The sequence below is a fragment of the Comamonas sp. FG99 genome (genome assembly GCF_057808605.1).
Genome location: NZ_JBMDII010000015.1, coordinates 21,920 through 39,427 on the forward strand (window position 1 = coordinate 21,920; position 17,508 = coordinate 39,427).

At 69.4% G+C, this 17,508-nt stretch carries 20 protein-coding genes; 12 read left to right on the forward strand and 8 right to left on the reverse strand.

The annotated features are described in order from the left end of the window. Window positions 1-11 precede the first annotated feature (11 nt). The 5 genes from ACODRX_RS11910 to ppa form a co-directional block, all read right to left on the reverse strand. A complete protein-coding gene (locus ACODRX_RS11910; RefSeq protein WP_488871715.1) occupies window positions 12-347 on the reverse strand; it encodes a hypothetical protein in 336 nt (111 codons plus the stop codon). Between the two features lie 25 nt (window positions 348-372). Then, on the reverse strand, window positions 373-768 hold the full coding sequence (locus ACODRX_RS11915) for a phage holin family protein (protein ID WP_488871716.1): 396 nt from the start codon (window positions 766-768) through the stop codon (window positions 373-375). Between the two features lie 81 nt (window positions 769-849). Continuing rightward, complete coding sequence (locus ACODRX_RS11920) at window positions 850-1,167, reverse strand: glycine zipper domain-containing protein (RefSeq protein ID WP_488871717.1); 318 nt, start codon at window positions 1,165-1,167, stop codon at window positions 850-852. 138 nt (window positions 1,168-1,305) lie between these two features. Beyond that, the gene (locus ACODRX_RS11925; RefSeq protein ID WP_488871718.1) at window positions 1,306-2,424 is read right to left on the reverse strand and encodes an NAD(P)/FAD-dependent oxidoreductase; all 1,119 of its coding nucleotides are present in this window, start codon (window positions 2,422-2,424) and stop codon (window positions 1,306-1,308) included. 248 nt (window positions 2,425-2,672) lie between these two features. Then, the gene (gene ppa / locus ACODRX_RS11930) at window positions 2,673-3,200 is read right to left on the reverse strand and encodes an inorganic diphosphatase (protein ID WP_488871719.1); all 528 of its coding nucleotides are present in this window, start codon (window positions 3,198-3,200) and stop codon (window positions 2,673-2,675) included. A gap of 182 nt (window positions 3,201-3,382) precedes the next feature. Between ppa and ACODRX_RS11935 the strand changes: the two genes are divergently transcribed. The 5 genes from ACODRX_RS11935 (at window position 3,383) to ACODRX_RS11955 (ending at window position 7,643) form a co-directional block, all read left to right on the forward strand. Then, window positions 3,383-4,816, forward strand: coding sequence for an aldehyde dehydrogenase family protein (locus ACODRX_RS11935; RefSeq protein ID WP_488871720.1), 1,434 nt, complete (start codon window positions 3,383-3,385; stop codon window positions 4,814-4,816). 81 nt (window positions 4,817-4,897) lie between these two features. After that, the gene (locus ACODRX_RS11940; protein ID WP_488871721.1) at window positions 4,898-5,440 is read left to right on the forward strand and encodes a DUF2889 domain-containing protein; all 543 of its coding nucleotides are present in this window, start codon (window positions 4,898-4,900) and stop codon (window positions 5,438-5,440) included. Between the two features lie 62 nt (window positions 5,441-5,502). Beyond that, window positions 5,503-6,660 (forward strand): GTP 3',8-cyclase MoaA, encoded by a 1,158-nt coding sequence (moaA, locus tag ACODRX_RS11945; protein ID WP_488871722.1) that lies wholly within the window; start codon window positions 5,503-5,505, stop codon window positions 6,658-6,660. 3 nt (window positions 6,661-6,663) lie between these two features. Then, window positions 6,664-7,320, forward strand: coding sequence for a molybdenum cofactor guanylyltransferase MobA (gene mobA / locus ACODRX_RS11950; RefSeq protein ID WP_488871723.1), 657 nt, complete (start codon window positions 6,664-6,666; stop codon window positions 7,318-7,320). Further along, window positions 7,317-7,643 carry a thioredoxin family protein gene (locus tag ACODRX_RS11955; RefSeq protein ID WP_488871724.1) on the forward strand — a complete coding sequence of 109 codons (327 nt, stop codon included), beginning with the start codon at window positions 7,317-7,319 and terminating at the stop codon, window positions 7,641-7,643. Before mobA ends, ACODRX_RS11955 begins: the two co-directional genes overlap by 4 nt. Before the next feature lie 15 nt (window positions 7,644-7,658). Here the strand turns inward: ACODRX_RS11955 and ACODRX_RS11960 are convergent, their stop codons facing one another. After that, window positions 7,659-8,636 carry an LD-carboxypeptidase gene (locus ACODRX_RS11960; protein ID WP_488871725.1) on the reverse strand — a complete coding sequence of 326 codons (978 nt, stop codon included), beginning with the start codon at window positions 8,634-8,636 and terminating at the stop codon, window positions 7,659-7,661. A 61-nt stretch (window positions 8,637-8,697) separates the two neighbouring features. Here ACODRX_RS11960 and ACODRX_RS11965 point away from each other — a divergent pair, with 61 nt between their 5' ends. Together ACODRX_RS11965 and ACODRX_RS11970 are read left to right on the forward strand one after the other, a co-directional pair. Then, on the forward strand, window positions 8,698-10,437 hold the full coding sequence (locus ACODRX_RS11965) for a ClcB-like voltage-gated chloride channel protein (protein WP_488871726.1): 1,740 nt from the start codon (window positions 8,698-8,700) through the stop codon (window positions 10,435-10,437). A 63-nt stretch (window positions 10,438-10,500) separates the two neighbouring features. Next, complete coding sequence (locus tag ACODRX_RS11970; RefSeq protein ID WP_488871727.1) at window positions 10,501-11,238, forward strand: sulfurtransferase; 738 nt, start codon at window positions 10,501-10,503, stop codon at window positions 11,236-11,238. On the opposite strand, the gene ACODRX_RS11975 is transcribed toward ACODRX_RS11970, so the two are convergent. Together ACODRX_RS11975 and ACODRX_RS11980 are read right to left on the reverse strand one after the other, a co-directional pair. Beyond that, window positions 11,235-11,642: a DoxX family protein gene (locus ACODRX_RS11975; RefSeq protein ID WP_488871728.1), complete on the reverse strand. Its 408-nt coding sequence runs from the start codon at window positions 11,640-11,642 to the stop codon at window positions 11,235-11,237. The genes ACODRX_RS11970 and ACODRX_RS11975 overlap by 4 nt on opposite strands. Window positions 11,643-11,695: 53 nt before the next feature. Beyond that, entirely contained in the window at window positions 11,696-12,397 is a 702-nt protein-coding gene (locus ACODRX_RS11980) for a pirin family protein (RefSeq protein ID WP_488871729.1), read from the reverse strand. A gap of 142 nt (window positions 12,398-12,539) precedes the next feature. On the opposite strand from ACODRX_RS11980, the gene ACODRX_RS11985 reads away from it, so the two are divergent. From ACODRX_RS11985 to ACODRX_RS12005, 5 genes are all read left to right on the forward strand, one after another. After that, the gene (locus tag ACODRX_RS11985) at window positions 12,540-13,472 is read left to right on the forward strand and encodes a LysR family transcriptional regulator (RefSeq protein ID WP_488871730.1); all 933 of its coding nucleotides are present in this window, start codon (window positions 12,540-12,542) and stop codon (window positions 13,470-13,472) included. 76 nt (window positions 13,473-13,548) lie between these two features. After that, the gene (locus ACODRX_RS11990) at window positions 13,549-14,664 is read left to right on the forward strand and encodes an NAD(P)/FAD-dependent oxidoreductase (RefSeq protein ID WP_488871731.1); all 1,116 of its coding nucleotides are present in this window, start codon (window positions 13,549-13,551) and stop codon (window positions 14,662-14,664) included. 9 nt (window positions 14,665-14,673) lie between these two features. Next, window positions 14,674-15,654 (forward strand): tRNA glutamyl-Q(34) synthetase GluQRS, encoded by a 981-nt coding sequence (gene gluQRS / locus ACODRX_RS11995; protein ID WP_488871732.1) that lies wholly within the window; start codon window positions 14,674-14,676, stop codon window positions 15,652-15,654. Between the two features lie 33 nt (window positions 15,655-15,687). Further along, a complete protein-coding gene (trmB, locus tag ACODRX_RS12000; RefSeq protein ID WP_488871733.1) occupies window positions 15,688-16,464 on the forward strand; it encodes a tRNA (guanosine(46)-N7)-methyltransferase TrmB in 777 nt (258 codons plus the stop codon). 67 nt (window positions 16,465-16,531) lie between these two features. Next, window positions 16,532-17,500: a M14 family metallopeptidase gene (locus tag ACODRX_RS12005; protein WP_488871734.1), complete on the forward strand. Its 969-nt coding sequence runs from the start codon at window positions 16,532-16,534 to the stop codon at window positions 17,498-17,500. The last annotated feature ends 8 nt before the right edge of the window (window positions 17,501-17,508 follow it).

Consider the following 17,508-nt stretch of genomic DNA (forward strand, 5'->3'; position numbering starts at 1 on the left):
GGCGCCCGCCCCTATCTGCGCAGCTTCATCGCCAGCGGCAAGGCAAAGGCCGCGAAGCGGATCAGCTTGCGCGGCCCCAGCACCAGCGACAGGCCAAGGGCCGCGGCGCAGGCCACCGGATGCTGGCGGCCAAAGGCAATGGCTCTTTCCACCAGCGGGCCATAGCCGGTGTCGCGCGCCGCCGAATGGGCATGCTGCAGGGCCGCGGCCTGGCGCTGCGCCGACGCGCGGGCGCGCAGACGCTCGCGCTGGCTCCGGATGCGCGCCAGCACCTCCTGGGTCTCGGGGCTTACCGGCCCGGCAGCGGTATCGTGGCGCGGCTCGTCGTAGGAACGCTGTTCGGTCATGCGGATATCTCTCCTCCCGGCGGGACTACAGCCGGCCCTTGAAGCTGCGCCAGTCCTGGCGCAGCTCGCGGCGGGTAAGCGCGAATGCCTGCGATGCCTTGCGCACCGTACCGATCAGCGACAGCAGCACCGCCACCCAGGCCACCACCCACACCAGCGCAACGCACCAAGCGGCGAGCACGCGGTTGGGCGTATCCCAGAAATGCACCACGATGGCGGTCGACAGCGCCACCAGCGCCACCACCGTCAGGCCCGCGGCCACCAGCCCGATGACCAGCAGGTATTGCAGATGCTGCTTTTGCTGGCGCCATTCCAGCGCCGCGAGGTCCATGCGGTCTTCGACCGCGATCGCCCCTTCTTGCAGGCTCGTGCGCCAGCGCTCGACCCACGCGTCCAGCCCCAGCAAAGACAACCAATTCATGAATCTCCCCAAGATGCGGCCTGCGCATACCCGTTCTCCACGGTGTTGCGCAGGCGCCGGTTATGCACGGCTGGCGGGGGCCTAGCGGCGCGAGAACAGGAAGCCGACCAGGGCGCCCACGGCCAGCGCGGCACCGGCCACGCGCCAGGGCTCATCGTGTGCATAGCGGTCGGCGGCCAGCGCGGCCTCCTTGGCCTGGCGGGCTGCATCCTGCGCGGCGCGCACCGCGCCGTCGCGGGCGTTGCCGACGGTGTCGTCCAGGCGCTGGCGCAACTGGCGGATCTCGGGCAGGTTGTCCAGGTCGCGGCTGGAGAGCACGCCGCGCAGGTCGCTGACCAGCTTCTCCAGATCGGCCTGGGCGCTGGAGACGGTGTCGCTCAGATTCGAGGAAATACGCATATGCATCCTTTTCTTTGATTCCAATGGTGAAAGTTCCGCCGCATCACCGATCGATAATGCGGCGCCCTGGTCCGATAGTAACGGAATATGCAGCCCCGCCAGCGCATGGTAAGTACGCACGGGGCTGTGGGAGCAGGCCTACTTGGCCTGGTGCGCCAGCCTGCCGGCAACTTCCTCGGCAATCGCCAGACAGCTGGTCAGCCCCGGCGACTCGATGCCGAACAGGTTCACCAGCCCGGGCACGCGGTGCACGCCGGCATCCTGGATGCAGAAATCGGCCGAAGGCTCGCCCGGGCCGCTGATCTTGGGGCGGATGCCGGCATAGCCCGCCTGCAGCTGCCCCTCCTGCAGGGCCGGCCAGTAGCGCCGCACCGCGGCATAGAAGGCGGCGCCGCGGGCCGGGTCCACCAGCAGGTCCTGCGGGCCATCCACCCACTGCACATCGGGCCCGAACTTGGCCTGGCCGCCCAGGTCCAGCGTCAGGTGCACGCCCAGGCCCGCCGCCTCGGGCACCGGGTAGATCAGGCGCGCAAACGGCGCCCTGCCCGCGAGTACGAAATAGTTGCCCTTGGCGTAGTAGGCCCTGGGCAGGTGCCGATGCTCCAGCCCCTCGAAGCTGCGCGCCAGGCCGGGCGCCCACAGGCCCGCGGCATTGACCACGCTGCGCGCCAGCAGCCCGGTGCCGTCGGCGGTGCGCAGCAAGATGCCGCCGCCGTCAACCCCGCACCGGGCATGCTCCAGCGCCGCGTTACAGACCACCATGCCGCCGGCATGCTCCAGATCGCCCTGCAGCGCCAGCATCAGCCCGTGGCTGTCGACAATGCCGGTGCTGGGCGAATGCAGCGCCGCCACGCACTCCAGCGCGGGCTCCATGGCCAGCGCCTGCGCCCGATCGAGCAGCGCCAGGTCGTCCACGCCGTTCGCGGCTGCGTGCCGGGCGATGCGCTGCAGCTCGCCGCGCTGGGCTTCGGCGGTGGCCACGATCAGCTTGCCGCAGCGGCGGTGCTCGATGCCGCGCTCGGCGCAATAGGCATAGAGCAGTTCCTTGCCCTGCACGCACAGGCGCGCCTTCAGCGATCCCCGGGGATAGTAGATGCCGGCGTGGATCACTTCGCTGTTGCGCGAGCTGGTGCCGGTGCCTATCGCATCCTGGGCTTCGAGCACCATTACCTCGCGCCCGGCCAGGGCCAGCCGCCGGGCCACCGCCAGTCCCACCACGCCGCCGCCGATCACCACGCAGTCCACCCTATCCACCATTGCAAACTCCTTCGGCCCGGCGGCAAAAAAGGCCCCCGCGCTTGCTCACTGCGTGTAGCCGCTGCCCCCCAAGGGGGTGCTTTTTTTGCCTTGGGGCGGCCCGGCGGCAAAAGGGCCCCCACGCTTGCTCACTGCGTGTAGCCGCTGCCCCCGTGGGGGCGCTTTTTGCCTTGGGGCGGCCCGGCGGCAAAAAAACCGGGACGCGGCCCGGTTTCGGTCGGCACGCCGGCGCGCGGCCGGCGCATGCCTTACTTCTTGTAGTTGGCGATGCCGTCGAGCACTTCCTTCTTGGCCGCATCCACGCCCTGCCAGCCGGTCACCTTGACCCACTTGCCCGGCTCCAGGTCCTTGTAGTGCTCGAAGAAATGCGCGATCTGCTTGAGCGTGATCTCGGGGATGTCGTCGATCGATTCGATCTTGGCGTACTGGGGCAGGATCTTCTGCGTGGGCACGGCCAGCACCTTGCCGTCGACACCGGCCTCGTCTTCCATCATCAGGATGCCGAGCGCGCGGCAAGGCACCACCACGCCGGTCGGCAGCGGGAAGGGGGTCATCACCAGCACGTCCACCGGGTCGCCGTCGCCCGACAGGGTCTGGGGCACATAGCCGTAGTTGGTGGGATAGTGCATCGCGGTGGTCATGAAGCGGTCGACGAAGACGGCATCCGCCTCCTTGTCCACTTCGTACTTGATCGGCGCGGCATTGGCCGGGATCTCGATCACCACGTTGAACACTTCCGGGGCTTTGCTGCCCGCAGGCACTTTTTCGAACGACATAGGCTTCCTAGGTAGAGAAAGAGAAAACTTCCCGGCTCGCACCCGCCTGGGTGACAGCCAAACCGCGTGATTTTAGGCGTTTCGCATGCCGTATGGCGTAGACTTGCCCGGCGCAATCACTCGCCCATCGCTTGCGGGCCGCTGCCGGCCCCGGTATACCGCTTTGCCATCAGGGGAAAACCATGCAGTTCCACCATATCGCCAATGCAGCCGTGCCCTCGCTATCGGGCAAGACGATCCCGGTGATCGACCCTTCCGACGGCCAGCCCTACGACGAGATCCAGCGCGGCAACGCCGAAGACCTGGACCATGCGGTGCAGGCGGCGCGCCTGTGCTATGACAACGTCTGGAGCAAGCTGGCGCCGCTGGAGCGCTCGCGCCTGCTGATGAAGCTCTCGCAGGCCGTGCTGGCCCATGCCGACGAGCTGGCCGCGATCGAGCAGCGCGACTGCGGCAAGCCCACCAAGCAGGCCCGCGCCGACGCGCAGGCGCTGGCGCGCTATTTCGAGTTCTATGCCGGCGCCTGCGACAAGCTGCACGGCGACACCATTCCCTACAGCCCGGGCTTCAGCGTGCTCACCTGGCGCGAGCCGCACGGCGTGACCGGCCATATCGTGCCCTGGAACTATCCGATGCAGATCTTCGGCCGCTGCGTGGGCGGCGCGCTGGCGGCGGGCAATGTCTGCGTGGTCAAGCCCTCGGAGGATGCCTGCCTGAGCATTCTGCGCGTGGCGCAGCTGGCCGCGGACGCGGGCTTTCCGGCCGGCGCGATCAATGTGGTGACCGGCTACGGCCATGAAGTCGGCGAGGCGCTGGCGCGCAACCCCGGCATCCAGCACATCAGCTTCACCGGCAGCCCCCGGGTGGGCACGCTGATCCAGCAGGCCGCGGCCGAGCGCCACTGCCCCTGCACGCTGGAGCTGGGCGGCAAGAGCCCGCAGATCGTGTTCGCCGACGCCGACCTGGACGCGGCGATCCCGGTCATCATCAACGCGATCACGCAGAACTCGGGCCAGACCTGCTCGGCCGGCTCGCGCCTGCTGGTGGAGCGCTCCATCTACGAAACCCTGCTCGCCCGCCTGGCCTCGGCCTTCGAGGCGCTGCGCGTGGGCCCCGCCAGCCTGGATCTGGACCTGGGCCCGCTGATCCGCCAGAGCCAGCAGCAGCGGGTCTGGGATTTCCTGTCGGATGCACACAACGACGGCATCGCCATCGTGGCGCAGGGCAGCATCGTCGACGAGGCGCCCGACACCGGCTACTACCAGGCCCCCACCCTGCTGCGCGACGTGCCGGTGGACCACCGCCTGGCGCAGGAGGAAGTCTTCGGCCCGGTGCTCAGCAGCATGGCCTTCGACTCCGAGGAGGAAGCCATCGCCATGGCCAACGCCACGGATTTCGGCTTGGTCGCGGGCATCTGGACGCGCGACGGCGGCCGCCAGTTCCGCCTGGCCAAGGCGGTGCACAGCGGCCAGGTCTTCATCAACAACTACGGCGCGGGCGGCGGCGTGGAGCTGCCGTTCGGCGGCGTCAAGTCCAGCGGCTACGGCCGCGAAAAGGGCTTCGAGGCGCTGCACGGCTTCACCGTGCTCAAGACCGTGGCCATCCGCCACGGCTGAGCCGGCGCTGTCACCTGCTGCACTGACAGGCGGCTCGATTTCAGCGATAGTTGCCGGCATCCGTTAGCCTGTTCGCCGATCATGCCGCTGTCCCCGCCCGCTCCACGCACCCCTGGCCACCTGCGCGAGGTGCGCTACCGCGGCTTCAAGCGCGAGGACGGGCTGTGGGACATCGAGGGCGAGCTGATCGACACCAAGGCCTACGACGCCATCTTGTCCGGCCCCCGCGTCATCAAGGCCGGCCAGGCCATCCACCACATGCTGATCCGCACCACGGTGGACGGGCAGCTGGTGGTGCAGGCCATCGAGGCCGCCATGGATAGCCACCCGCACGAAACCTGCCCGCCGGCGCTCGCGGCGATGCAGCGCATGGTCGGCTGCAGCATGGCCCGCGGCTGGCGCAAGGCGATAGCGCAGCACCTGGGCAATGTGCAGGGCTGCACCCATATGCGGGAGCTGCTCTTCAACATGGCCACCGCGGCCTTCCAGTCGGTACAGGGCTCGTTCGCCCCCAGCGACCCCAGCCAGCCGCCGCGCCACCTGGGCCAGTGCAGCGGCTGGGATTTCAACGGCGTCGCGGTTGCCCGCATCTATCCGCAATTTGCCGGCTGGAAGCGCCAGTGAGCCAGCAAAAGCGATAGCAACTCTGCCCACGCAAGCATGCCGGCTCGGGTACCATTGCTGCCATGCCCCACCCTGTGATTCCGCTTGTCGACCTGCGCGCGCCAGACGCAGGCGCGGCGCCTCTGTTTCCGGCGCCGCCGGTCGGCCCAGGCGACGCCTGGCCGGCCGAGCTCGTGGCCGACCAGCGCCAGCGCCTGCTGCACGATCTGCGCATCAGCGTCACCGACCGCTGCAATTTCCGCTGCAGCTACTGCATGCCCAAGGACGTGTTCAACAAGGACTATGCCTACCTGCCGCATGCGGCGCTGCTGAGCTTCGAGGAGATCACGCGGCTGTCGCGCATCTTCCTGCGCCTGGGCGTGGGCAAGCTGCGCATCACCGGCGGCGAGCCGCTGCTGCGCAAGAACCTCGAAGTGCTGATCGCCCAGCTGGCCGAGCTGCGCACCCTGGAGGGCACTGCGCCCGATCTGACGCTCACCACCAATGGCTCGCTGCTGGCGCGCAAGGCGCGGGCCCTGAAGGACGCCGGGCTGCAGCGCCTGACCGTGAGCCTGGACAGCCTGGACGATGCGCTGTTTCGCCGCATGAACGACATGGATTTCCCGGTGTCCGCGGTGTTGCACGGTATCGAGGCCGCGCAGGCGGTGGGGTTCGCCAACATCAAGGTCAACATGGTGGTGCAGCGCGGTGTGAACGACCACGAGGTGCTCGCCATGGCGCGGCATTTCCGCGGCAGCGGCGTCACGCTGCGCTTCATCGAATATATGGACGTGGGCGCCAGCAACGGCTGGCGCATGCAGGACGTGCTGCCCTCCGACGAACTGCTCGCCCGCCTGCGCCAGCACTATGCGCTGGTGCCGCTGGCCGCCACCGCCAGCGGCGAGACCGCCACCCGCTGGGGCTATGCCGGCGCCGACGGCCGGCACGACCGCAGCCTGGGCGAGATCGGCCTGATCAGCAGCGTATCGCACGCCTTCTGCGGCGACTGCAACCGGGCGCGCCTGTCCACTGAGGGGCGGCTGTTCCTGTGCCTGTTCGCCAGCAAGGGCTGGGACCTGCGCAGCCTGCTGCGCGGCGACTACAGCGATGCCCAGATCGCCCAGGCCCTGGCCGGCGTCTGGCGCCAGCGCGACGACAACTACTCCGAGCGCCGCAGCCAGCAAGGCGAAGGCGAGATCGCCAGCCGCCAGCGCATAGAGATGAGCTACATCGGCGGCTGACCCATGCACTCCTATGACATCACCGGCCTGGTGCTGGCGGGCGGCGAAGGCTCGCGCATGGGCCATGTGGACAAGGGCTTGCTGCCACTGCGGGGCCGGCCGCTCGCCGCCTGGGCCGCCGGGCGCCTCGCGCCCCAGGTCGGGCCGCTGCTGCTCAATGCCAATCGGCATCTGGCGCAATACCAGGCCCTGGGCTGGCCGGTGGTCAGCGATGCCGGGTTTGAGCACCCGGCCACTGCCCGCCACGGCGGGCCGCTGGCCGGCTTTCTGGCCGGGCTCGAGCACTGCAGCACACCCTGGCTGGCCACCGTGCCCTGCGACACGCCCTGCTTTCCCGGCGATCTGGTGGCGCGCCTGGCCGCGGCTGCGCAGGCCGCGCAAGCCGACATCGCGATGGTGTGCACGCCGGCAGACGATGGCAAGCCCGTGCTGCAGCCGGTGTTCTGCCTGATGAAAACCTCGCTGCAAGGCAGCCTGCGCGGCTTTCTCGCGCAAGGCGGCCAGCGCGTGCGGCAGTGGCTGCAGCAGCACGCCTGCGTGCAGGTACTGTTCGAGCCCGGCGACGCCGCCAGCTTCTTCAATGCCAATACCCCCGGGGACCTGCTCTGGCTGGAGCAAACGCTTGCGCCCCCGGGGCAACCACACCCATCCGCGCCATGAGCTACCTCGCCCAACACCTTGCCCAGGAACCCGCCCGCGAAGCCGTCGACCGGCTTGCCGGCCTCACCGTGCTGGAGTTCGGCACGCCCTGGTGCCCGCACTGCGTGGGCGCACAGCCGCTGATCGAGCAGGCCCTGGCGCCGCGCGCCGACATCGCCTACCTCAAGGTCGAAGACGGGCCCGGCAGGCCGCTGGGGCGCAGCTACCGCGTCAAGCTCTGGCCCACGCTGATCGCATTGCGCGACGGCCAGGAAGTGGCCCGCGTGGTGCGCCCCACCGGCCCGGCGGCCATGGGCGAGCTGCTGGCGGCGCTGGCGCCCTAGCCGCGGGCCAGTGCTTCAGGCGTGGCCCCAGTAGATCAGCGCATCGCGGCCTTCCACGCTCAGCGACACCTTGGCCCCCACCGGCAGCAGCACCTTGGTGGGCACATGGCCGAAGGGCAGATTGGTGAATACCGGCACCTGCGCCTGCTCGCGCACCCACTGCACCACGCTCGCCAGCTTGAAGCCCTTGTCGTGCGGCGTGAGCTTGTACTGCGAGAACTGCCCCAGCACGATGGCCTTTTGCCGCTGCAGCACGCCGGCATGCAGCAGCGAAGTCAGCATGCGCTCGGTGCGGTAGGGCGGCTCGGCCACGTCTTCGAGGAAGAGGATGCCGCCGTCGACCGCCGGCAGGTACGGCGTGCCCAGCAGCGCAGCCAGCATCGCCAGGTTGCCGCCCCACAGCCGGGCCTCGGGGATATAGATCTCGCCCGACGCCGGCTCGTCGCCCTTGGCAAGCCGCCAGCCCACGCCCTCGCCGCTGCCGGCGAGCAGGTCCTGGAAGCAATCGAGCATGATGTCGTCCGGCTCGTCCTCGCCGCCGAAATCCTCCACCAGCGCCGGGCCGCTCCAGCTGAGCGCGCCGGTTTTGGCCAGCAGCGCCTGCTGCAGCGCGGTGAAATCGCTGTAGCCTACCCAGCGCATGCCGCCGGCAACCGTCCGGGCAATCGCCTCGTAGTCGATGCGGTGCAGCAGCCGGGTCAGGCCGTAGCCGCCGCGCGAGATCAGCGCCACATCGGCGCCGCTGGCGCCGGCCCGGGCGATGGCGGCCAGCCGGGTGGCGTCGTCGCCCGCGAAGCGCTGGTGCGAGGCCAGCGCGTCGGGGTCGACCTCGACCTCGTGTCCCAGCGCCTTCAGGCGTGACACCGCGCGGCGAAAGGCCTTCTTGTCGCGCACCGCGCCCGCGGGGGAATAGATGTAGATGCGCCTCGCGCCGTGGTCGTGATGGTGATCGCAGTGCTCGTGGCCGCAATCGTGATGGTGGTGCTTGGACATGGCTGCGATTATCCATCCGCGGGCGCTCCCGGCCCGGCGCAATGCAGCGACAATCCAGCCCATGAAACTTGGCCTTCCTCCACCTTCTTCCGTGCTGCAGGCCCTGCGCCTGGCGATGCAGCGGCTGTTCGGCGTAGAGCATTGGCAGTCGATGCTGCTGTGGTCCATCGTGGCCGGCATGCTGGGCATGCTGGCGACCGAGCTGTTCCGCCTGGCGCTGCAGGGTTTCAGCCAGCTGGTGCTGGGAAAGAGCGGCAGCCTGGTGGCGATTGCCCGCAGCCTGCCGTGGTGGGCGCGCATCGCGGTGCCGACGCTGGGCGGGCTGCTCGCCGGGCTGCTGCTGGTGTGGGCGCGCCGCATGGCCGTGCAAAAGGCAACCTCCGACTACATGGAGGCCATCGTGCTCGGCGACGGCCGCATCCCGGTAGGCCAGACGCTGGTGCGCAGCGCCTCGTCGCTGCTGAGCATCGCCAGCGGCGGCTCGATCGGCCGCGAGGGCTCGATGGTGCAGCTGGCGGCGCTCAGCAGCTCGCTGCTGGGCCGGGCGCTGCGTTTTCCGGCCGAGCGACTGCGCATGCTGGTGGCCTGCGGCGCCGCCGCGGGCCTGACCGCGGCCTACAACGCGCCGATTGCCGGCGCCTTTTTCGTTGCCGAGATCGTGCTCGGCTCGATCGCGATGGAAAGCCTGGGCCCCATCCTGGTCGCCTCGGTGGTCGCGAACATCGCGATGCGCCGGCTGCCGGGCTACCAGCCGGTGTACGAGATGCCGGAATTCCCCGCGATCGACGGCCCCGAGGTGCTGCTGTTCGCGCTGCTCGGGGTGCTGCTGGGCTTTGCTGCGGCGGGCTTCTTGCGCGGGCTGGCCGGCAGCCGTGCCCTCTTCGCCCGGCTGCCGGTGGCGCTGCCCTGGCGGCTGGCGCTCGGCGGCCTGATCGTGGGCTTGATCTCGGTCTTCATGCCCCAGGTCTGGGGCAATGGCTTCAGCGTGGTCAACAGCGTGCTGCACCAGCCCTGGCCATGGACGCTGCTGGCGCTGGTGCTGGTGGCCAAGGCGGTGGCCACGCTGGCGACCGCTGGCTCGGGCGCGGTGGGCGGGGTGTTCACCCCGGCGCTGTTCTTCGGCTGCATGATCGGCGCGCTGTTCGGCGAAGCCGCCCGGCTGCTCTGGCCCGAGGCGGTGTCGGCGCCCTTCGCCTACGGCATCGTCGGCATGGGGGCTTTTCTGGCCGGCGCGGCGCAGGCGCCGCTGATGGCGATTCTGATGATCTTCGAGATGACGCTGAGCTACCAGGTGATGCTGCCGCTGATGGTGGCCAGCGTGATCTCGTACTTCGTGGTGCGCTCGGCCAATGCCGGCTCCATGTACGAGATCACGGTGCGCCGGCGCGAGCAGCACAGCGAGCAGGAGCGCCTGCGCTCGCTTCGGCTGCGCACGCTGATCCAGGCCACCGACACCATCGTCGGCCCCGATGCCGGCCGCGAGGAGATGAGCCGGCTGTTCCTGCAGCATCCGGTGAAATACCTGTACGTGGTAGATGCCGATGGCCGCTACCTGGGCGTGGCACCGCTGGTGGCGCTCAGCGGCAGCGATCCGGCGCAGCCGGTGCGGGCGATCGAGCTGCTGTCGCAGGAGATCCGCCCGGTCACCGCCAACATGAGCCTGGGCGAGGCGCTGCAGCGCTTTCTGGAGCATCGCGGCGAGCGCCTGCCGGTGATCGAGAGCCTGCAGCAGCCCACGCTGCTGGGCATGGTGTCCAAGACCGATCTGCTGGCCACCTACGTGCGCCTGGCGAATGGCTGAAGCAGCTAAAACAGGAGCACCTCGCGCTCATGAGGCCTTGATTTCGAAAACAAAACCATTGAAATGCAAGATATATTGAACGTTTCCTGCTATAAATTTGTTCAGCTACCCGATGCCGAGGCCTGGCGCGAGCGGCTGCAGGCGCGGGCGCTGGAGCGCGGACTCAAGGGCACCATCGTGCTGGCCGAGGAAGGCATCAACTTCTTTCTTGCCGGGCCGGCCGCCGAGGTGCGCGGCCTGGTGGGCGAGATGCGCACCGATCCACGCCTGGCTGATCTGGCGCCCAAGGAGAGCTGGTCGCGCACGGTGCCGTTTCGCAAGCTGCGGGTGCGCGTCAAGCGCGAGATCATCCGCATGGACTGCCCGGCCATCCGCCCCGCCGAGGGGCGTGCCGCGGCCGTCGCGCCGCAGACGCTACGCCGCTGGCTGGCCCAGGGGCATGACGACGCGGGCCGGCCAGTGGTGATGCTCGACACCCGCAACGGCTACGAGCTGGCCGCCGGCGCCTTCGAGGGCGCCATCGACTGGGGGCTGGAGAAGTTCACCGAGTTTCCCGCCCGGCTGCGCGCCCACCGGCAGTCGCTGGCCGGCCGCACCGTGGTGAGCTACTGCACCGGCGGCATCCGCTGCGAGAAGGCCGCCATCCTGATGCAGGCCGAGGGCGTGGAATCGGTGTACCAGCTGGACGGCGGCATCCTCAAATACTTCGAGCAGACCGACGGGCTGGGCTTTCGCGGCGGCTGCTTCGTGTTCGACGAGCGGCAGGCGCTGGACAGCGCCCTGCGCGCTGCACCGGCTTAAGCCTTCTTCCCGTCCAGGCTCCAGCCACCGGCGCCGAAGGCCGCGAATGCCAGCAGGCCGGCGGCCATGCCCATGTTCTTCATGAACAGCAGCTGCGTCACCATCACCTGCTCGGCGGGAACGGCCCAGTACTTGTGGAAGATGAAGCTGGCGACCAAGGTGAACACCGCCAGCGCCAGGGCCGCATAGCGGGTCTTGAAGCCCAGCAGCAGCGCCAGGCCGCCAAGCAGCTCGATCACCAGGCCCACCGCCACGCCCGCCTCGGGCAGCGGCATGCCGGCCGAGGCGGCATAGCCCACCGTGCCCTGAAAGCCGGTCAGCTTGCCCCAACCGGCCGGGATGAACACCAGTGCCAGCAAGATGCGGCCGAGCAGGGACAAAGGGTCTTGCAATCTATTCAACATATAAACTCCTTCTTCTTCAGTTATTACAGCATCCACTTGAACCCGGGTCGCGGTCAAGCGGCCAGATCGAATACCAACACTTCGGCGTCGCGGGCCTGGTCGAGGCGCAGGCTGGTTTCGCCATCCATGTAGGCGGCGTCGCCACCGGCCAGCGGCGTGCCGTTGACCGACACCGCGCCGCGCACCACATGCACATACGACTTGCGCCCGGGCGCCAGCGCCAGCTCCGCGGTTTCGCTGCCGCTCAGCAAGCCTGCATAGAGCCGCGCATCGGCATGGATGCTCAGCGCGCCGTCGGCGCCGTCGGGCGCGGCCACCAGGCGCAGCCGGCCACGCTTGTCGGCATCGGCAAAGGTCTTTTGCTCGTAGCCGGGCGCTATGCCGCGCACATTGGGCTCGATCCAGATCTGCAGGAAATGCGTCTCTTCGCCCTGGGCATGGTTGAACTCGCTGTGCATCACGCCGCTGCCGGCGCTCATGCGCTGCACGTCGCCGGGCGGCAGCCCTTCGACATGGCCCATGCTGTCCTTGTGCGCCAGGTTGCCTTCCAGCACGTAGCTGATGATCTCCATGTCCTTGTGGCCATGGGTGCCAAAGCCGGTGCCGGGGGCGATGCGGTCTTCGTTGATCACCCGCAGGTTGCCCCAGCCCATGAAGCGCGGGTCATAGTAGCCGGCGAACGAAAAGCTGTGCATGGACTTGAGCCAGCCGTGATCGGCGTGGCCACGATCTGCGGATTTGCGAACCATCAACATAGTGAACTCCTTTGCTTGTGAGGCCTGCGCTCAAAACACTTGATTGCCTGCCATGGGTGTAACTGTAGGCGCCAGGCCCCTCGCTGTGGCACGGCCGGTTTGATGGCATCATTCAAAAAAATTGCATACCCGAACCCACCCCATGCTGCGTGAACGCGATGTACTGACCCCCGACACCCTGGCCCTGCTGCAGGCCATTGCCGACACCGGCAGCTTTGCCGCCGCCGCCCGCAAGCTGGGCATGGTGCCCAGCGCCCTCACCTACCGCGTGCGCCAGGTCGAGGATGCGCTCGATGTGCTGCTGTTCGACCGCAGCGCCCGCCAGGCGCGCGCCACCGAAGCGGGCCTGGAGCTGCTGCGCGAAGGCGCGCGGCTGCTGCAGGAGGTGGATGCGGTGGCCAACCGCGTGCGGCGCGTGGCCACCGGCTGGGAGCCCGAGCTCACCATCGCGGTGGACGGGGCGCTGTCGCGCACCACGCTGCTGGAGCTGGTCGAGGCCTTCTACACGGTGGCGCCGCCCACCCGGCTCAAGCTCAAGGACAGCATCCTCGCCGGCACGCTGGAGATACTTACCTCGGGCCGCGCCGACCTCGCGCTCGGCATCGCGGTCGATGCGTCGAACATGGGCGGCATCCAGGTGCGCACGCTGGGCGAGATGGCCTTCGCCTGCGTGGTGGCGCCGCACCACCCGCTGGCGCGCGAGACGCAGCCCATCGGCGACGAGGAGCTGCGCCGCCACCGCATCATCGCGGTGGCGGATTCGTCGCGCGCCGGCCAGGGCGTGACCACCGGCGTGCTCGGCGGCCAGGAGGTGCTCACCGTCGACACCATGCAGGCCAAGCTGCAGGCCCAGTTGCGCGGCATGGGCGTGGGCAGCCTGCCCGAGAACATGGTGCGCCCCTACTTGCAGTCGGGCCAGCTGGTGCGGCTGGCGCTGCAGCGCGAAAGCCGCAGCGTGCGCATGCACTACGCCTGGAACAGCGCGGCCCCGGGCCGCGGCCTGCAGTGGTGGCTGGACCAGCTCGCGGTGGCCAACACCCGCCACGCGCTGCTGAACAACCACTACGTGGCGTAATCCTGATCACTTTTGTGCCCGCCGGCGGCCCGGCGTCGTTTAACATGGCCGCCACCTGTCCTAGAAAACGCCCTCCATGCCCAGCCGCACCGCATCCTCCCCGCGCAAGAAATCCTCCCCCGCCCCCCAGGCTGCCCGCCACTACGCCGTCATCGGCGCCGGCATGGCAGGCATTGCCTGCGCCCGCACGCTGCTGCAGGCAGGCCACCGCGTCAGCCTGCTCGACGTACAGCCCGAAGTGGGCGGGCGCATGGCCAGCGTGGACACGCCGCACGGCAGCTTCGATGCCGGCGCCCAGTTCTTCACCGTGCGCGATGCGCGCTTCCAGCAGGCGCTGGACACCACGCCGCAGCTCACCCGCCAGTGGAGCGTGAACGCGATCCGCACGCTGGACCCGAGCGGCAAGCAGGTCATGGCCACCCAGGCCGCGCTGGAGGCCCACCTGGTCGCCCAGCCCACCATGGGCAGCCTGCTGCAGGCCTGGTCCGCCCCGATTGCCGACCTGCGGCTGAACACCCAGGTGCTGGCCATCGAGCGCGACGCGCTGAACCAGCAGCTGTGGCAGTTGCGCACCGAAGACGCCGACGGCGGCCAGCAGGTGCTGGCCGGGCTCGACGGCGTGCTCTGCGCCATGCCCGCCGCGCAGATCGAGCACCTGCTGGCCTCCAGCGGCGTCGACCAGCCCGATGGCTGGCAGCTGGGCAACGTCTACATGGCCCCGAGCTGGACGCTGCTGCTGGCCTATGCGCATGCGGTCGACCCATCGATCACCCGCATGGGCCCGCAATGGAACGCCGCCCGCACCGAGCACCCGCGCATCACCTGGGTAGCGCGCGAATCGAGCAAGCCCGGCCGCAGCAAGCTCGAACGCTGGACGGTGCAGGCCAGCCCCGACTGGGCGCGCAAGCACGAGAAGGACGAACCCGAGCGCGTGGCCGCCAAGATGCTGCAGGCCTTTGCCGACGTGACCCGCATCCGCGCCACGCCCACCGAGATCCACATCCTGCAGTGGCAGTTCGCCAAGACCATCAGTCCGCTGCCCGCCGGCGGCGACGGCAAGCCGCGCAGCCACCTGTGGGATGCCGCAAGCCAGCTCGGCGCCTGCGGCGACTGGTGCCTGGGCTACCGCGTGGAAGACGCCTTCGTCTCCGGGCTCGAGCTGGCTCTCGACGTATTAGGGCACCACGACTGATCCTGCGGCATGGGCTACGCCGGCCGCTTCGCCCCCTCTCCCACCGGCCCGCTGCATGCGGGCTCGCTCGTCGCCGCGCTGGCCTCGTGGCTGGACGCACGCGCCCATGGCGGGCGCTGGCTGGTGCGCATCGAAGACATCGACCCGCCGCGCTGCCCGCCCGGCGCCGACCGGCAGATCCTGCGCCAGCTGGAACAATGCCAACTGCATGCCGACGAGCCGCCGCTGTGGCAATCGCAGCGTGGCAGCGCCTATGCCACCGCGCTGGCGCAATTGCAAACCGCCGGCTGGGCCTACCCCTGTGGCTGCACGCGCCGCGACATCGAGGCCGCCCAGGCGGCCCTGGGCCTGGCGCCCGAGCGCCATATCGAGCGCCCCTACCCCGGCACCTGCCGCGACGGCCTGCATGGCAAGCCGGCCCGCGCCTGGCGCTTCCATACCCAGCGATTTCAGTCATTCTGCTCTGAAAGCCAGCTATTGCAGGCGCAAAAAGCTCCATTTTCAATAGCAGGCAGCCTGCTGCACTGGCAAGACCGCTGGCTGGGCGCCCAGGCGCAGGACGTGGCCGCCACGGCGGGCGACTTCGTGGTGCGCCGCGCCGACGGCCTCTGGGCCTACCAGCTGGCCGTGGTGGTGGACGATGCGGCCCAGGGCATCAGCGATGTGGTGCGCGGCGCCGACCTGGCCGACAACACCCCGCGCCAGCTGCTGCTGCAGGCCGCGCTGGGCCTGCCCGCGCCGCGCTACCTGCACACGCCGCTGGTGCTGCAGGCCGATGGCGAAAAGCTCTCCAAGCAGCACGGCGCGCCGCCCGCCGCCACCGACACCCCGGCGCAGGCGCTGGCGGCGCTGCGCCAGGCAGCCGCCTTCCTGGGGCTGCACGGCGAGGCCGGCAGCATCGATGCCGCGCTGCAGGACTGGACTGTGCAATGGGCGAATGGGCGCGGTCAATGCGCGCGGCGCCACGGCGTCCGGCAAAAACTACAATAGCGCCTGATTTTTGCTCCGGCGCCTGCCTTTTTCATGCAACACGAACCGAACGCCCCCGCTCCCGCCGCCCCGCTCGTCACCAATGCCGCCGACGCCTCGGCCGCGCCCGGCCATGCGCCGCAGGGCGTGGCCCATCCCAAGACCATCCGCTCCTTCGTGCGCCGCGCCGGCCGCACCACCACCGGCCAGGCCAAGGCGTTTGCCGATTTCGGCGGCAAGTTCGTGCTGCCCTATGCCGAAGAGGCGCTGGACGCGGGCCAGGCCTTCGGCCGCAGCGCACCGCTGATCCTGGAGATCGGCTTCGGCATGGGCGAGGCCACCGCCCACATCGCCCGCGTGCGCCCGCAAGACAACTTCCTGTGCTGCGAAGTGCACGAGCCCGGCGTTGGCGCGCTGCTCAAGCGCATCGGCGAGCAGGACATCGGCAACATCCGCATCCTGCAGCACGACGCGGTGGAGGTGCTGGAGCACATGCTGCCGCCCGCCAGCCTCGACGGCGTGCACATCTTCTTTCCCGACCCCTGGCACAAGAAAAAGCACAACAAGCGCCGCCTGGTGCAGCCGCCCTTCATCGCCCGGATCGTGGAGCGCCTCAAGCCCGGCGGCTACATCCACTGCGCCACCGACTGGCAGCCCTACGCCGAGCAGATGCTCGCAGTGCTGGGCGCCGACCCGCAGCTGGCCAACACCGCCACCGGCGCCGACGGCTACGCCGAGCAGCCGGCCTACCGCCCGCTCACCAAGTTCGAGAACCGCGGCCTGCGCCTGGGCCACGGCGTGTGGGATCTGGTGTTCGTGCGCCAAGCCTGAGGATTAGCCTTAAGGCCGCCCGCAGGCCGGCATGTCCCGCGCATGCCCATCGGGTACCATGCCAGCCATGGCTTCTCCTGCTTTTGAACTGCGCCCGACACCGGCGGCCAGCGCCGCCGCCGCATCGCCCTTCCCGATCCGCTGGCACGGCTGGGCGGCGACCGCGCCCGGCCCGGCGCTGGTCGTCATGGGCGCGGTGCACGGCAACGAGCAAAGCGGCACCCATGCCATCCGCCGCTGGGTGCAGCGCTTCGAGTCGGGCGAGGCCCGGCTCTTGCGCGGCCGCCTCACCATGGTGCCCGTTGCCAATCCCAAGGCCTTTGGGCAGAACACCCGCGAGGGCGACCGCAACCTGAACCGGCGCTTTCTGCCGCAGCCCGAGCCGCGGGATTACGAGGACCACGCGGTCAGCGTGCTGGCACCGCTGCTGGCCAGCCACGATGCGCTGCTCGACCTGCACTCCTACGAAGGCGACGGCGTGCCCTTCGCCATGACCGGCCCGCAAGACAACGGCGGCCCGCTGGAGCCTTTTGCCCGCGCCGCCGAAGAGCTGGCCCTGGCCCGCGCGGCCGGCCTGCCGCGCATCGTGCAGGGCTGGCTCGAGGTCTACGACAAGGCGGTGCAGGCCAGCCACGGCCGCATGCGCAGCGACGAAGGCCTGGGCACCAACGAATTCATGCGCAGCCAGGGCGGCTATGCGATCACGGTGGAGTCGGGCTCGCACGACGAGCCGGCCGCCATCGAGGTGGCCGACCGCGCGATTGCCGGCGCGCTGCAGCTGCTCGGCCTGGTGGATGTGCAGCTCGGCGAGCAGCCTGCGCAGCAGATCGTGCGCCTGCACGACGTATTCATCAAGCGCGACCATGGCGACCGCATGAGCCGCGGCTGGAAGAATTTCGACCCATTCCGCCTGGGCGAGCTGCTCGCCACCCGGGCCGACGGCACGCCCATCCATGCGCCGTTCGACGGCTGCATGCTCTTTCCGCACGCAGACGCGCCGCTGGAGCGCGAGTGGTTCTACCTGGCACGGCGCTGATAACTCCC

Bases quoted from the DNA above. Each gene is read 5' to 3' on its own strand.
- ACODRX_RS11910 (WP_488871715.1), bottom strand. From the start codon at position 347: ATGACCGAACAGCGTTCCTACGACGAGCCGCGCCACGATACCGCTGCC.
- ACODRX_RS11915 (WP_488871716.1), bottom strand. From the start codon at position 768: ATGAATTGGTTGTCTTTGCTGGGGCTGGACGCGTGGGTCGAGCGCTGG.
- ACODRX_RS11920 (WP_488871717.1), bottom strand. From the start codon at position 1,167: ATGCGTATTTCCTCGAATCTGAGCGACACCGTCTCCAGCGCCCAGGCC.
- ACODRX_RS11925 (WP_488871718.1), bottom strand. From the start codon at position 2,424: ATGGTGGATAGGGTGGACTGCGTGGTGATCGGCGGCGGCGTGGTGGGA.
- ppa (WP_488871719.1), bottom strand. From the start codon at position 3,200: ATGTCGTTCGAAAAAGTGCCTGCGGGCAGCAAAGCCCCGGAAGTGTTC.
- ACODRX_RS11935 (WP_488871720.1), top strand. From the start codon at position 3,383: ATGCAGTTCCACCATATCGCCAATGCAGCCGTGCCCTCGCTATCGGGC.
- ACODRX_RS11940 (WP_488871721.1), top strand. From the start codon at position 4,898: ATGCCGCTGTCCCCGCCCGCTCCACGCACCCCTGGCCACCTGCGCGAG.
- moaA (WP_488871722.1), top strand. From the start codon at position 5,503: ATGCCCCACCCTGTGATTCCGCTTGTCGACCTGCGCGCGCCAGACGCA.
- mobA (WP_488871723.1), top strand. From the start codon at position 6,664: ATGCACTCCTATGACATCACCGGCCTGGTGCTGGCGGGCGGCGAAGGC.
- ACODRX_RS11955 (WP_488871724.1), top strand. From the start codon at position 7,317: ATGAGCTACCTCGCCCAACACCTTGCCCAGGAACCCGCCCGCGAAGCC.
- ACODRX_RS11960 (WP_488871725.1), bottom strand. From the start codon at position 8,636: ATGTCCAAGCACCACCATCACGATTGCGGCCACGAGCACTGCGATCAC.
- ACODRX_RS11965 (WP_488871726.1), top strand. From the start codon at position 8,698: ATGAAACTTGGCCTTCCTCCACCTTCTTCCGTGCTGCAGGCCCTGCGC.
- ACODRX_RS11970 (WP_488871727.1), top strand. From the start codon at position 10,501: ATGCAAGATATATTGAACGTTTCCTGCTATAAATTTGTTCAGCTACCC.
- ACODRX_RS11975 (WP_488871728.1), bottom strand. From the start codon at position 11,642: ATGTTGAATAGATTGCAAGACCCTTTGTCCCTGCTCGGCCGCATCTTG.
- ACODRX_RS11980 (WP_488871729.1), bottom strand. From the start codon at position 12,397: ATGTTGATGGTTCGCAAATCCGCAGATCGTGGCCACGCCGATCACGGC.
- ACODRX_RS11985 (WP_488871730.1), top strand. From the start codon at position 12,540: ATGCTGCGTGAACGCGATGTACTGACCCCCGACACCCTGGCCCTGCTG.
- ACODRX_RS11990 (WP_488871731.1), top strand. From the start codon at position 13,549: ATGCCCAGCCGCACCGCATCCTCCCCGCGCAAGAAATCCTCCCCCGCC.
- gluQRS (WP_488871732.1), top strand. From the start codon at position 14,674: ATGGGCTACGCCGGCCGCTTCGCCCCCTCTCCCACCGGCCCGCTGCAT.
- trmB (WP_488871733.1), top strand. From the start codon at position 15,688: ATGCAACACGAACCGAACGCCCCCGCTCCCGCCGCCCCGCTCGTCACC.
- ACODRX_RS12005 (WP_488871734.1), top strand. From the start codon at position 16,532: ATGGCTTCTCCTGCTTTTGAACTGCGCCCGACACCGGCGGCCAGCGCC.